Origin of the sequence: Bisbaumannia pacifica (assembly GCF_007989625.1) — a bacterium.
Taxonomy (GTDB): Bacteria; Pseudomonadota; Gammaproteobacteria; order Pseudomonadales; family Halomonadaceae; genus Bisbaumannia; species Bisbaumannia pacifica.
On the sequence record NZ_BJUK01000068.1, the window covers coordinates 1 to 12405 of the forward strand.

11 protein-coding genes are annotated in these 12405 nt (G+C 68.5%); 10 read left to right on the forward strand and 1 reads right to left on the reverse strand.

The genetic code is table 11. The features are described from left to right. The first annotated feature begins 109 nt into the window (after window positions 1–109). The 5 genes from thiB to HPA02_RS17075 all read left to right on the forward strand — a co-directional run bounded on the left by thiB (window position 110) and on the right by HPA02_RS17075 (window position 7055). Window positions 110–1117 (forward strand): thiamine ABC transporter substrate binding subunit, encoded by a 1008-nt coding sequence (thiB, locus tag HPA02_RS17055; RefSeq protein WP_146804404.1) that lies wholly within the window; start codon window positions 110–112, stop codon window positions 1115–1117. Continuing rightward, window positions 1101–2735, forward strand: coding sequence for a thiamine/thiamine pyrophosphate ABC transporter permease (thiP, locus tag HPA02_RS17060; protein ID WP_146804405.1), 1635 nt, complete (start codon window positions 1101–1103; stop codon window positions 2733–2735). Before thiB ends, thiP begins: the two co-directional genes overlap by 17 nt. Window positions 2736–3061: 326 nt before the next feature. Then, entirely contained in the window at window positions 3062–3718 is a 657-nt protein-coding gene (locus HPA02_RS17065; RefSeq protein WP_146804406.1) for an ATP-binding cassette domain-containing protein, read from the forward strand. A 124-nt stretch (window positions 3719–3842) separates the two neighbouring features. Continuing rightward, window positions 3843–5687 carry a dihydroxy-acid dehydratase gene (gene ilvD, locus HPA02_RS17070; protein WP_146804407.1) on the forward strand — a complete coding sequence of 615 codons (1845 nt, stop codon included), beginning with the start codon at window positions 3843–3845 and terminating at the stop codon, window positions 5685–5687. Between the two features lie 333 nt (window positions 5688–6020). After that, window positions 6021–7055, forward strand: a complete 1035-nt coding sequence (locus HPA02_RS17075) for an oxidoreductase (RefSeq protein ID WP_146804408.1) — start codon at window positions 6021–6023, stop codon at window positions 7053–7055. A 7-nt stretch (window positions 7056–7062) separates the two neighbouring features. On the opposite strand, the gene nudE is transcribed toward HPA02_RS17075, so the two are convergent. Continuing rightward, window positions 7063–7632, reverse strand: a complete 570-nt coding sequence (gene nudE, locus HPA02_RS17080; RefSeq protein ID WP_232341142.1) for an ADP compounds hydrolase NudE — start codon at window positions 7630–7632, stop codon at window positions 7063–7065. 227 nt (window positions 7633–7859) lie between these two features. Here nudE and yrfG point away from each other — a divergent pair, with 227 nt between their 5' ends. The 5 genes from yrfG to msrB all read left to right on the forward strand — a co-directional run bounded on the left by yrfG (window position 7860) and on the right by msrB (window position 12333). Then, on the forward strand, window positions 7860–8528 hold the full coding sequence (gene yrfG, locus HPA02_RS17085; RefSeq protein WP_146804410.1) for a GMP/IMP nucleotidase: 669 nt from the start codon (window positions 7860–7862) through the stop codon (window positions 8526–8528). A gap of 9 nt (window positions 8529–8537) precedes the next feature. After that, window positions 8538–8924, forward strand: a complete 387-nt coding sequence (gene hslR, locus HPA02_RS17090) for a ribosome-associated heat shock protein Hsp15 (protein WP_146804411.1) — start codon at window positions 8538–8540, stop codon at window positions 8922–8924. 36 nt (window positions 8925–8960) lie between these two features. Beyond that, window positions 8961–9836 carry an Hsp33 family molecular chaperone HslO gene (hslO, locus tag HPA02_RS17095; RefSeq protein ID WP_146804412.1) on the forward strand — a complete coding sequence of 292 codons (876 nt, stop codon included), beginning with the start codon at window positions 8961–8963 and terminating at the stop codon, window positions 9834–9836. Window positions 9837–10108: 272 nt separating this feature from the next. Continuing rightward, complete coding sequence (locus HPA02_RS17100) at window positions 10109–11686, forward strand: phosphoenolpyruvate carboxykinase (protein ID WP_146804413.1); 1578 nt, start codon at window positions 10109–10111, stop codon at window positions 11684–11686. Between the two features lie 140 nt (window positions 11687–11826). Further along, complete coding sequence (gene msrB, locus HPA02_RS17105; protein ID WP_146804414.1) at window positions 11827–12333, forward strand: peptide-methionine (R)-S-oxide reductase MsrB; 507 nt, start codon at window positions 11827–11829, stop codon at window positions 12331–12333. Window positions 12334–12405: the final 72 nt, after the last annotated feature.

Genomic DNA, 12405 nt, shown 5'->3' on the forward strand with positions numbered 1-12405 from the left:
CCGGGTGGTGTTCGGCTGATCCGGCGCTCGCGCCGCTGCCCCGTGGGAGCTCGGCTGTGCCGAGCGATTCGCCGCGCAGCGGCGCAGACATGACTCAACAAGGTTGCCAATGAAACCTATCATCATCACCCTGAGTGCCCTGGCGCTAGGCTTGGCGGCGGGAGCGGTCTCGGCGGACGAGCGCACCCTGACCGTCTACACCTACGGCTCCTTCGTCTCCGAGTGGGGCCCGGGGCCGGGCATCGAGGCGGCCTTCGAGGCTCACTGCGGCGACTGCGACCTCGAGTTCGTCGCCCTCGACGGCGGAGTGGATATCCTCCAGCGCCTGCGCCTGGAAGGCGAGGGCAGCGCCGCCGACCTGGTGCTGGGCCTCGACATGAACCTGATGGCCGAGGCTCGCGAGCTGGGCGTGCTAGCCCCCCATGGGGTCGACACCGCGCCGTTGCGGCTGCCCATCGACTGGCGGGACGACACCTTCCTGCCCTTCGACTGGGGCCACTTCGCCTTCGTCTATGACACCGAGCAGCTCGCCACTCCGCCGGCGAGCTTTGCCGAGCTGCTGGAGGCGCCGGACGATGTTCGGGTCATCATCCAGGATCCCCGCACCAGCACCACCGGTCAGGGCCTGCTGCTGTGGATCAAGCAGGTCTACGGTGACGCGGCCCCCGAGGCCTGGGCGCGCCTCAACGAGCGGGTATTGGCCGTCACCCCGGGCTGGAGCCAGGCCTACTTCTCGCTGTTCATGAACGGCGAGGCGCCCATGGTGCTCTCCTACGCCACCTCGCCCGCTTACCATATGGCGGTGGAGGAGAGCGACCGCTACCAGGCCGCCGAGTTCGCCGAGGGCCACTACCTGCAGGTGGAGACCGCCGCCATGCTGGAGCGCAGCGACGAGCCCGAGCTGGCCCGGGACTTCCTGCGTTTCATGCTGACACCGGACTTCCAGCGTCATATCCCCCTGGGCAACGTGATGAACCCGGCCATCGACCTGGGCGACGAGCTCCCCGAGGCCTTCGAGCGGTTGATCGAGCCGGCGAGCCTCACCTTCACCCCGGAGGAGGTGCGCGACAACCGCCGGGCCTGGATTCGCGAATGGCTTAATGCCAGCAGCCGCTAGCCGGGTCTCGCCGCTGGCCCTGGGCGCTGGTTGGCTGGCCCTGGGCGCGGTGGCCGGGCTGGGGCTGGCCAGCCTGGCGGCGCTGCTCTGGCAGGCGCCGTCGCTGTCGGTCGGCGACCTGTGGCGGGAGCCCTGGCTGGCCGGCATCCTGCGCTTCACCCTCTGGCAGGCGACCCTCTCCACCGGGCTTTCCGTGGGGCTGGCCATCCCGGTGGCCCTGGCCCTGGCCCGGCGGCCGCGCTTCCCCGGGCGGCGCCTGCTGCTGCGGGCCATGGAGCTGTCGCTGGTGATTCCCACCCTGATCGCCCTGTTCGGCCTGGTGGCGGTGCACGGTCGCCAGGGCTGGGCGGCGCCGCTCTGGGAGGGGCTGACCGGGACCCCGGCGGACTACCTCTATGGCCTCTCGGGCATCGTCCTGGCACATGTCTTCTACAACCTGCCGCTGTCGGCGCGGCTGATGCTGCAGGCCCTGGAGACGGCGCCGGCGGCTCACTGGCGGCTCACCGCCCAGTTGGGCCTCTCCCGGGGCGCCATCTGGCGCACCCTCGAGTGGCCGCGGCTGCGCTCCCTGCTGCCGCGCCTGGCCGCCCTGGTCTTCACCCTCTGCTTCACCAGCTTCGCCATCGTCATGACCCTGGGCGGGGGGCCCCGCTCCACGACCCTGGAGGTGGCTCTCTATCAGGCGCTGAAGTTCGACCACGACCTGGCCCTGGCGGCGCTGCTGGCGCTCACCCAACTGGTGCTCTGTCTCAGCCTTTGGTTGGTGGCCCTGACCCGCGGCGGCACGCCGCGGCTGGTGCCCGGCGCCGGCAGCGGCCTGCCCGGTGGGCGCTGGTGGCGCCGCGATGCCCTGGGGCTGTCGCGGGTGCATGACGGACTCTGGCTGCTGGGACTGACCCTGTTGCTGGTCCCGCCGCTGGCGGCGGTGACCCTGGCCGGCCTCTACGGCCTGCCCGAACTGCCGGGGCGGGGGAGCCTGTGGCCGGCGGCGCTGCGCAGCCTGGCCATGGCGCTGGGCGCGGGGGGGCTCTCCCTGCTGCTGGCCCTGGCGCTGCTGGCCGGCGCCGAGGCGCTGCGGCGTCGCGGCTCGCGCCTCGCCGCCCTGGCGATGGAGGGTAGCGGCCAGTTGATCCTGGTGATCCCGGCCCTGGTGCTGGGCACCGGCCTCTTCCTGCTGCTGCGCCCCTCCCTGGGCGCCGGCTGGCACGGCTACGCCCTGGTGGTGCTGGTCAATGGCTTCATGGCGCTGCCCTTCGCCATGCAGGTGCTGCGCGGCGCCATTCCCGGCTTGTCGGCCCCGGAGGAGCGCCTGGCGGAGCAGTTCGGCATCCATGGCCGGGCGCGGCTGTGCTGGCTGGTCTGGCCGCGGCTACGCCGCCCCGCGGCCCTGGCCCTGGCCTATGCCATGACCCTCTCGCTGGGCGACTTCAGCGTGATCGCCCTGTTCGGCAGCCCGGCGGCGCCGACCCTGCCGATGCTGCTCTTCCAGCAACTGGGCGGCTACCGCTGGCAGGGCGCCGCGGCCACCGCCCTGGTGCTGCTGCTGGCGGTGGTGCTGGTCTTCAGCCTGCTCGACGCCCTAAGCCGCCGCCGCCCGCGCTACCCCTTTCGACCCTAAACCCACTTCTCAGACGAAGGGCAGGGCTATCGCTGTGGGAATTGCTGAGGGGCGCTGGGGGCAGGGCGGAGCAAAGCGTCTTTTTCAGGGGTGAGGAGCATTGCTTCGAACGGGTAGGCCATGGATGGCCTACCCCGGCCCTGCAAGCGGAGCAGGATTGCGTAGCGCCGCAGGAAAAAGTCGAGCGTCCATGGATGGATTCACAGCGTCTTTGCGAAGGCCTGCCCCAGGGTAGCCCCGTGCCTCCGTGCTGAGCTGCGATAACCCTACAACGAAGAGTTGCTTGATCGATAAGCTTCACACCACGAGCGATGACATGGGCGCCTATGCTCCACTGCGATGATCTGATCTTTCACTACGACCGCCATGAGCCGGGGGAGACGCCGGACTTCTGCTTCCGCTTCGACTTGGCTCCCGGCGAGTGCCTGGCCCTGGAGGGCCCCTCGGGGGCCGGCAAGAGCACCCTGCTCAACCTGCTGGCGGGCTTCCTGGAGCCCGCCGCCGGCAGCCTGCGCTGGGGCGAGCACGACCTGCTTGGGCGGCCGCCCTGGGAGCGGGGCATCACCACGGTCTTCCAGGAGCACAACCTCTTCGATCACCTGCCGGTGTGGGCCAATATCGGCCTGGGGCTGGTCCCCAGCCTCCGGCTCGACGCCGCCCAGCGCCGGCGCATCCGCGATGGCCTGGCCGAGGTGGGGTTGGCGGGCCTCGAGGAGCGCCTGCCCGGCGAGCTCTCCGGCGGCCAGCGCCAGCGGGTGGCCCTGACCCGGGCGCTGCTGCGCCAGGCGCCGCTGCTGCTCCTGGACGAGCCCTTCACCGGCCTCGATCACGCCAACCGCCAGGGCCTTTGGGCCCTGGTCAAACGCCAGCAGCAGGCGGGGGTGGCGGTGCTGCTGGTCAGCCACGACCGGGAGGATATCGAGGCCCTGGCCCAGCGCCGCCTGGCCCTGGTGGATGGCCGCCTGACGCCCTGGGGCGAATAACGCTTGAGTAGCTGAGGGGCGCTGGCCTGATGGCCAGCCACATGACAAAATCGGCAGGACTGGACACCGATTCGACCGGCCGACCGTCTCTGGGTACGGCCGGCAGCACTATATAGAGGACATCATGCCCGAGTATCGTTCCCGCACCACCACCGCCGGTCGCAATATGGCCGGCGCCCGCGCCCTGTGGCGCGCCACCGGCATGAAGGATGACGACTTCCACAAGCCGATCATCGCCGTGGCCAACTCCTTCACCCAGTTCGTGCCCGGCCATGTGCACCTCAAGGACATGGGCCAACTGGTGGCCCGCGAGATCGAGAAGGCCGGTGGGGTGGCCAAGGAGTTCAACACCATCGCCGTGGACGACGGCATCGCCATGGGCCACGACGGCATGCTCTATTCGCTGCCCAGCCGCGACCTGATCGCCGACAGCGTCGAGTACATGGTCAACGCCCACTGCGCCGACGCCCTGGTGTGCATCTCCAACTGCGACAAGATCACCCCCGGGATGCTGATGGCCGCCATGCGCCTGAATATCCCGGTGATCTTCGTCTCCGGCGGTCCCATGGAGGCCGGCAAGACCAAGCTCCTCGACCACGGCCTCGACCTGGTGGACGCCATGGTGATGGCCGCCGATGACAGCGTCGACGACGAGACCCTGGCCGAAGTCGAGCGCAGCGCCTGCCCCACCTGCGGCAGCTGCTCCGGCATGTTTACCGCCAACTCCATGAACTGCCTGATGGAGGCGCTGGGCCTGGCGCTGCCGGGTAATGGCACCGTGGTGGCCACCCATGCCGACCGCCGCCGCCTCTTCGAGACCGCCGGCCATCGCATCGTCGAGCTGGCCAAGCGCTACTACGAAGGCGACGAGGCGCACCTGCTGCCCCGTGCCATCGGCGCCAAGGCGGCGTTCAAGAACGCCATGACCCTGGATATCGCCATGGGCGGCTCCACCAACACCATCCTGCACCTGCTGGCCGCCGCCCAGGAGGCCGGGGTCGACTTCGATATGACCGATATCGACCGTCTGTCCCGGGAAGTACCGCAGCTGTGCAAGGTGGCGCCCAACACCCAGAAGTACCATATCGAGGACGTGCACCGGGCCGGCGGCATCATGGCCATCCTCGGCGAGCTGGATCGCGCCGGCGTCCTCGATACCCGGGTGCCCACCGTCTATGGCGACTCCATGAAGGCCGCCCTGGACGAGTGGGACATCATGCGTAACCCCAGCCCCGAGGTGGTGGAGTTCTACAAGGCCGGCCCCGGTGGGGTGCCCACCCAGGTGGCCTTCTCCCAGAGCGCCCGCTGGCCGAGCCTCGACGGCGACCGCGCCACCGGCTGCATCCGCGACCTGGGCCACGCCTTCTCCCGGGAGGGTGGCCTGGCGGTGCTCAAGGGCAATATCGCCGTGGACGGCTGCGTGGTGAAGACCGCCGGGGTCGACGACTCCATCCTGGTCTTCGAGGGCCCGGCCCATGTGGTGGAGTCCCAGGACCAGGCGGTGGCGCATATCCTCGAGGGCAAGGTGAAGGAAGGCGATGTTGTCGTCATCCGCTACGAGGGGCCCAAGGGCGGCCCGGGCATGCAGGAGATGCTCTACCCGACCTCCTACCTGAAATCCAAGGGACTGGGCAAGGCCTGTGCACTGCTCACCGACGGGCGCTTCTCCGGCGGCACCTCCGGGCTCTCCATCGGGCACGTCTCGCCGGAGGCGGCGGCGGGGGGCGCCATCGGCCTGGTGGAGCAGGGCGATCTCATTCGCATCGATATCCCCAACCGCAGCATCGACGTCAAGCTCTCCGACGAGGCGCTGGCGGCGCGCCGGGCGGCCATGGAGGCCAAGGGCAGCGATGCCTGGAAGCCGAGCATCCAGCGCGACCGCAAGGTCTCCGCGGCCCTCAAGGCCTATGCGCTGCTGGCCACCTCCGCCGACAAGGGCGCGGTGCGGGATCTCTCCAAGCTGGATTGATTCGCCCCAGCAAAAAGACCCGCGCCTCGGCGCGGGTCTTGCGATTCGGGACTCGCTCGGAATCAGGCAGCGCGGTCCAGGGGCGCCTCGGGGGCCTGGGTTTCGGCCTCAACCTGCAGTTCGCACTCGATGGCGTACCAGAACTCCATCGCTTCCAGGCTTTCCAGTTCACAGCACATCGTTATCCTCCTTGCTCGGATGAGTGGATCTCGGGTGAATGAGCCAGCGCCATTCAGTATGGGTGACTCCCGGGCGAGGTGGATGACCATTCTTTGATCCTTTTATGATATCGATCACGCAAGCGGCGATAAGTCGCCGACAGGAGGAGCGCCTATGACTGAAACGATTCAGGTTGGCCTGGTGGGCTATGGCTTCGCCAGCCAGGTTTTCCATGTGCCGTTGATCCAGGCCACGCCGGGACTGACCCTCGCCGCGGTGGCCTCGAGCGATGCCGCCAAGGTGACCGAGGCCCTGCCGGGGGTGGTGGTGGAGGCCGACCCCGAGGCGCTCTTCGCCCGCCCGGAGATCGACCTGGTGGTGATTCCCACTCCCAACGAGACCCACTACCCCCTGGCTCGCGCCGCCCTGGAGGCGGGCAAGCACGTGGTGGTGGACAAGCCCTTTACCCTGGACCTGACCGAAGCGCGGGCCCTCGAGGCCCTGGCGGAGGCGCAGGGCAAGGGCCTGTCGGTGTTCCATAACCGTCGCTGGGACAGCGATTTCCTGACCCTCGAGGCGCTGCTGGCCGAGGGGAGCCTGGGGCGGGTCACCCGGGTGGAATCGCGCTTCGACCGCTTCCGTCCCGAGGTGCGCGACCGCTGGCGGGAGTCGCCGCGCCCTGGCGGCGGCATCTGGTACGACCTGGGCCCGCACCTTCTGGATCAGGCCCTGGTGCTCTTCGGCAGGCCCCGGGCGATCCTCCTCGACCTGGCGTCACGCCGCGACGGCGCCCGGGTCGATGACGAATTCACCGCCCTGCTCGACTACGAGGGGCTCAGCGTGGAGCTCAAGGCGGGCACCCTGGTGGCGGAGGAGACGCCGCGCTGGCGGCTGCATGGCACCCGCGGCAGCTACGTGAAGTTTGGCCTGGACCCCCAGGAGGAGCGCCTCAAGGCTGGTGACTCGCCGAGCCCGGGATGGGGCCTGGATGCCCCGGGACGACTCTGCCTGGCGGCGGAGGCGAGCGAGCCGGTGTCCCGGGAGCACCCCAGCCTGCCGGGGGATTATCTCGCCTACTACCAGGGGGTGGCCGCGGCGCTACGCGGCGAGGGGCCCATGCCGGTGAGCGTGGAGGAAGCCATCGCGGTGATGGCGCTGCTGGAGGCGGGGCTGACCAGCCATCGCCAGCGGCGCTGGGTCAGCCTGTAACGGGGGGCTACCAGGTAAGCGGGTGGGGCCGCTCGCCGCGCAGTCGCTCCCGGGCGATATAGAGGGCGGCGATGGCCCGGGCCTCGTGGAAGTCTTCCCGGGCCAACAGCGCCGGCAGCTCGTCGATGGCGTGGGTCTCGACGATCAGCGGCTCCGGCTCGTCGCCGGGCAGGCGCTGCGGATAGAGGTCGCTGGCCAGCATCACCTGCATGCGGTGGCGCATGTAGTTGGGGGCCAGGGAGAGCTCCACCAGCGGCTCGATATTGTTGGCCCCGAAGCCGCACTCCTCCATCAGCTCGCGGTTGGCGGCGGTGACGACATCCTCGCCGGGATCCACCAGCCCCTTGGGCAGGGTCAGCACATAGTCCTCGAAGCCGGCGGCGTACTCGCGGATCAAGAGCACATGTTCCGGGTCGGGCATGGCGACGATCATCACCGCCCCCTGGTCGCTGCCCATCAGGCGCTCGAAGTGGCGCTCCTCGCCGTTGCTGAAGCGCAGCTCCAGCTCCTCGACCCGGAACAGTCGGCTGCGGGTGACTTCGCGCTGGGAGAGGATGCGGGGCTTGCTGGGGTACATGGAGACTCCGTGGGGCGGTGCGTGGGGCGGGGGGATTTTGTACAATAGCATCCTATGGAAGCACTGCATAAATGCCTGCGCGGGCGAATCACTGCGTTGCGCGCTGCTCGAAATCCTCACCTAGTACCGCCTAGGCTCCGGTTTCTGCGCTGCGGGCGCCTTGTGCTTCATCCCGCTCGCCGATTTATTCAGCGTTTCCCAATCCCCGAACGTGGAGCTCAAGGCCAATGATCGATTGGCAAGCCATCGATACCGTCCTGCTCGACATGGACGGCACCCTGCTGGACCTGCATTTCGACAGCCACTTCTGGCTGGAGCACCTGCCGCGTCGCTATGGGGAGCTGCACCGCCTGGACGAGGCCAGCCAGCACCAGCTGCGTGAGCGGATCATCGGCGAGCAGGGTACCCTCAACTGGTACAGCCTGGCCTACTGGAGCCGCGAGCTGGGAGTCGATATCGTCGCCCTCAAGCGCGAGGTCCAGCACCTGATCGGCCTGCGCGGCGATGCCCTGGATTTTCTCAAGTGGCTCAAGCGGGCCCACCCCCGGGTGGTGCTGGCCACCAACGCCGACCGTGCCAGCCTCGAGCTCAAGTTGCCGCTGACCGGCCTGGAGGAGTACCTGGATGCCATCGTCTCCTCGGCGGACCTGGGCGTGCCCAAGGAGGCCCAGGAGTTCTGGTTCGAGCTCCAGGAAGTGGAGCCCTTCGACCCGGCTCGGACCCTCTTTATCGACGATAACCCCGCGGTGCTGGAGAGCGCCCGGGAGTTCGGAATCCGCCACCTGCTGGGCATCAAGCAGCCCGACAGTACCAAGCCGGAACGCGAACTGGAGGAGTTTATCGCCCTGGATCGTTTTGCCACCATCCTGCCCGCCGAGCACCCGCCGCAGGCTTAAGGAGGCCCCATGGACAGCGTCAGACTCGACAAATGGCTGTGGGCGGCGCGTTTCTTCAAGACCCGCGCCCTGGCCAAGAAGGCCATTGAAGGCGGCAAGGTGCACTACAACGGTGACCGGGCCAAGACCAGCAAGAGCGTGGAGCTAGGCGCCCTGATCCGCGTGCCCCAGGGCTGGGACGTCTGGGAGGTGGAGGTGCTGGCGCTTTCCGATCAGCGCCGCGGCGCTCCCGAGGCTCGTGCCCTCTACCGCGAGACCGCCGAGAGCGTGTCGCGTCGCGAGCGTGAAAGCGAGGCCCGGCGCCTGACCAATCAGGCCATGCAGCACCCCCTCAAGCGCCCCGACAAGAAGCAGCGCCGCGAGATCCAGCGCTTCCAGCGCCGCCAGGGCGACTGACGCCCTCTCACCGATGTCTATTTTCAGGTTTTTTCCATGACCGATCAGATTCAGCGTTTTCTCTTCGACGATACCCAGGTGCGCGGCGAGATCGTCTCCCTGGAGGCGGCCTATGCCGAGGTGCTCGACAAGCAGGCCTACCCGGCCCCGGTACGCCGCCTGTTGGGCGAGATGCTGGCGGCGGTGGCTCTGCTCACCGATACCGTCAAGCTCGATGGCACCCTGAGCCTGGAGGTGCGCGGCGAGGGGGCCCTGGCCCTGCTGATGGCGGAGTCCAATCCTGGCGGTGAGCTGCGCGCCATCGCCCGCCTGGCCGAGGGGGCCGACCTGCCCGACGCGGCCGCCTACTTCCGCGAGCTGCTGGGGTCGGGGCATATCGTCATCACCCTAGACCCCCGGGAGGGGCGCCGCTACCAGGGTATCGTCGAGCTCAAGGAGGCGAGCCTGGCGGCCTGCCTGGAGGCCTATTTCGCCCAGTCCGAACAGTTGCCCACCCGGTTGTGGCTGGCCGCCGATGGCAAGCGCGCCGCCGGCCTGCTGCTGCAGCAGATGCCCGACGACGGTCGTCCCCATGATGCGGACGCCTGGGAGCGTACCGTGCACCTGGCCGATACCGTGCGCGACGAGGAGCTGCTCGGGCTCGAGCAACATGACCTGCTGCATCGCCTCTACCACGAGGAGACGGTGCGGGTCTTCGAGCCCAAGGCACTGCGCTTCGGCTGTACCTGCTCCCGGGAGCGGATCGCCCAGTCGCTGCTCTCCCTGGGCGCCGAGGAGCTGCGCGAGATCGTCGCCGAGCACCAGGGCATCGAGACCGAGTGTCACTTCTGCCACACCCGCTACCACTTCGGTGCCGCCGAGGTGGAGGGGTTGATCGAGGCGCCGGATGCGCCGCCGCCCACCCTGCATTGAAGGGGGAGTGCCCGCTCGATCGATATCCGAGGCCCCGGCCTTGCGCCGGGGTTTCATATGCCAACAACGGTCGTTATGTAGTAGTAAAACTACATGATAATCGGCGAACGAGATCCTTTGTCCGCGCATTAGTTTTTGTCATAATGAGCGCCCTTTACAGGCGGCCCGATGTCATAAGAGGCGGTACAGCGTCCGGGGCATCGGGCAGGCAGCCCACCTGTCGTAGCTACGACCCACGAGAGAGAACAGGCCGCATGGCCCAGGACACCGACATGACCACCACCCAAGCCGCAAGCGCCGCTTTGTCCGCCACTCCCCGCGTCTTCACCAACCTGAGCAGTGCCGAGCTGATCGAGCGCGCCCTGCTGCGGGGCGAGGGACAGCTGGCCGACAACGGCGCCCTGGTCGTCAAGACGGGGGAGCGTACCGGGCGTTCGCCGGCGGATCGCTTTATCGTCGAGGAGCCGTCCACCCGCGACCAGATCGACTGGGGCAGCGTCAACCGTCCCTTCGACGCCGACAAGTTCGAGGCGCTGTGGCGTCGCGTCGAGGCCTACCTGGGCGAGCGCGAGCACTACCTCTCCGAAGTGCATGTGGGCGCCGACCCCCAGCACTACCTGCCGGTGCGCATGCACACCGAGACCGCCTGGCAGAACCTCTTTGGCCGTACCATGTTCGTGCGCCCCGAGGCCTATAACCCGGCGCGTCGCGACGAGTGGACCATCCTCAACGCCGCCAACTTCGTCTGCGAGCCGCAGCGCGACGGCACCGGCACCGAGGCCTGCGTGATCCTCGATTTCGCCGGGCGCCGGGTGCTGATCGCCGGCATGCGTTACGCCGGCGAGATGAAGAAGGCCATGTTCAGCGTGCAGAACTTCCTGCTGCCGGCCTCCGACGTGCTGCCCATGCACTGCTCCGCCAACGTTGGCGAGGATGGCCAGACCTGCCTGTTTTTCGGCCTCTCCGGCACCGGCAAAACCACCCTCTCCGCCGACCCGGCCCGCTACCTGATCGGTGACGACGAGCACGGCTGGGGCGAGGGCACGGTGTTCAATATCGAGGGCGGCTGCTACGCCAAGTGCATCGACCTCTCCGAGAAGAACGAGCCGGTGATCTGGCGCGCCATCAAGTTCGGCGCCGTGCTGGAGAACGTGGTGCTGGATGACCGCCGCGCGCCCGACTACGCCGACGACAGCCTGACCCAGAACTCCCGGGCCGCCTATCCGCTGGAGCATATCGACAAGCGGGTGCCCGAGAACCGTGCCGGCGAGCCCAACGCCATCATCTTCCTGACCTGCGACATGAGCGGCGTGCTGCCGCCGGTGTCGCTGCTCTCCGAGGAAGCCGCCGCCTACCACTTCCTGTCCGGCTACACCGCCAAGGTGGGGTCCACCGAGATGGGCTCCTCCGCCGGCCTCGAGGCGACCTTCTCCACCTGCTTCGGCGCGCCCTTCTTCCCGCGCCCGGCACGCGAGTACGCCGACCTGCTGATCAAGCGGGTCAAGGCCAACGACGCCCGCGTCTACCTGGTCAACACCGGCTGGACCGGCGGCGCCTACGGCCAGGGCGGCTCGCGCTTCAGCATTCCCACCACCCGCGCCATTATTAGCGCCATCCAGTCCGGCGCCCTGCGCGATGTGGAGACCCGGCGTATCGACGGCCTCAACCTGGAGGTGCCGGTGGCGGTGCCCGGCGTCGATACCCAACTGCTCGACCCGCGCCAGACCTGGGACGACCAGGCCGCCTACCAGGCGCAGATGCAGGCGCTGGTGGCCAAGTTCGTGGCCAACTTCGAGAAGTTCGCCGGCGTCGATCCGGCGATCATCGCCGCCGGCCCGCAGCAGGGCTAAGTCGGCACGCGGCACAGTAACGAACCCCGGCCCAGTGCCGGGGTCTGAGACGGGGAGGGCGTAAGCCTTCCCCGTTTTGCGCTGCATCCGCGTCGAGGTGTCATGCGTACCCTGGGTAACCCTGTCGAAGGAGAGGCACCATGAAACGACGTCATTTTCTGGGCTTCCTGGGCGCCGGCGGCCTGGCGGGTCTCTTCCCCGTCCTGGCCAATGCCCGGCCGCGTCTCGACCTCTCGGCCGCACCGGGCCTCGAGTCCCTGGAGTTGAGCGAGGCCGAGTGGCGGGAGCGGCTGACCCCCGAGCAATTCGAGATCCTTCGCGATCACGGCACCGAGCCGGCTTACTCCAGCCCGCTCGATGGCGAGTGGCGCGACGGCGAATATCGCTGCGCCGGCTGCGACCTGCTGCTCTTTACCAGCGCCATGAAATACGACTCGGGCACCGGCTGGCCGAGCTTCTTCGAGCACGTGGAAGGCCACCTGTTGACCCAGGTGGACTACAAGCTGATCTGGCCGCGCACCGAGTACCACTGCGCCCGCTGTGGCGGCCACCAGGGGCATGTCTTCGAGGATGGTCCCGAGCCGACGGGCCTGCGCTGGTGCAACAACGGCCTGGCCTTGCGCTTCGTTCCCGCCGCGGCCGAGTAGGTTGGATAAGCCGAAGGCGCCTCCGGCGATGCGCGTCTCGCCTGAGGGGCGCTGGGGGCAGGTCGGAGCAAA

Bases quoted from the DNA above. Each gene is read 5' to 3' on its own strand.
- HPA02_RS17065 (WP_146804406.1), top strand. From the start codon at position 3,062: ATGCTCCACTGCGATGATCTGATCTTTCACTACGACCGCCATGAGCCG.
- HPA02_RS17100 (WP_146804413.1), top strand. From the start codon at position 10,109: ATGACCACCACCCAAGCCGCAAGCGCCGCTTTGTCCGCCACTCCCCGC.
- hslR (WP_146804411.1), top strand. From the start codon at position 8,538: ATGGACAGCGTCAGACTCGACAAATGGCTGTGGGCGGCGCGTTTCTTC.
- thiB (WP_146804404.1), top strand. From the start codon at position 110: ATGAAACCTATCATCATCACCCTGAGTGCCCTGGCGCTAGGCTTGGCG.
- hslO (WP_146804412.1), top strand. From the start codon at position 8,961: ATGACCGATCAGATTCAGCGTTTTCTCTTCGACGATACCCAGGTGCGC.
- yrfG (WP_146804410.1), top strand. From the start codon at position 7,860: ATGATCGATTGGCAAGCCATCGATACCGTCCTGCTCGACATGGACGGC.
- ilvD (WP_146804407.1), top strand. From the start codon at position 3,843: ATGCCCGAGTATCGTTCCCGCACCACCACCGCCGGTCGCAATATGGCC.
- nudE (WP_232341142.1), bottom strand. From the start codon at position 7,632: ATGTACCCCAGCAAGCCCCGCATCCTCTCCCAGCGCGAAGTCACCCGC.
- msrB (WP_146804414.1), top strand. From the start codon at position 11,827: ATGAAACGACGTCATTTTCTGGGCTTCCTGGGCGCCGGCGGCCTGGCG.
- thiP (WP_146804405.1), top strand. From the start codon at position 1,101: ATGCCAGCAGCCGCTAGCCGGGTCTCGCCGCTGGCCCTGGGCGCTGGT.
- HPA02_RS17075 (WP_146804408.1), top strand. From the start codon at position 6,021: ATGACTGAAACGATTCAGGTTGGCCTGGTGGGCTATGGCTTCGCCAGC.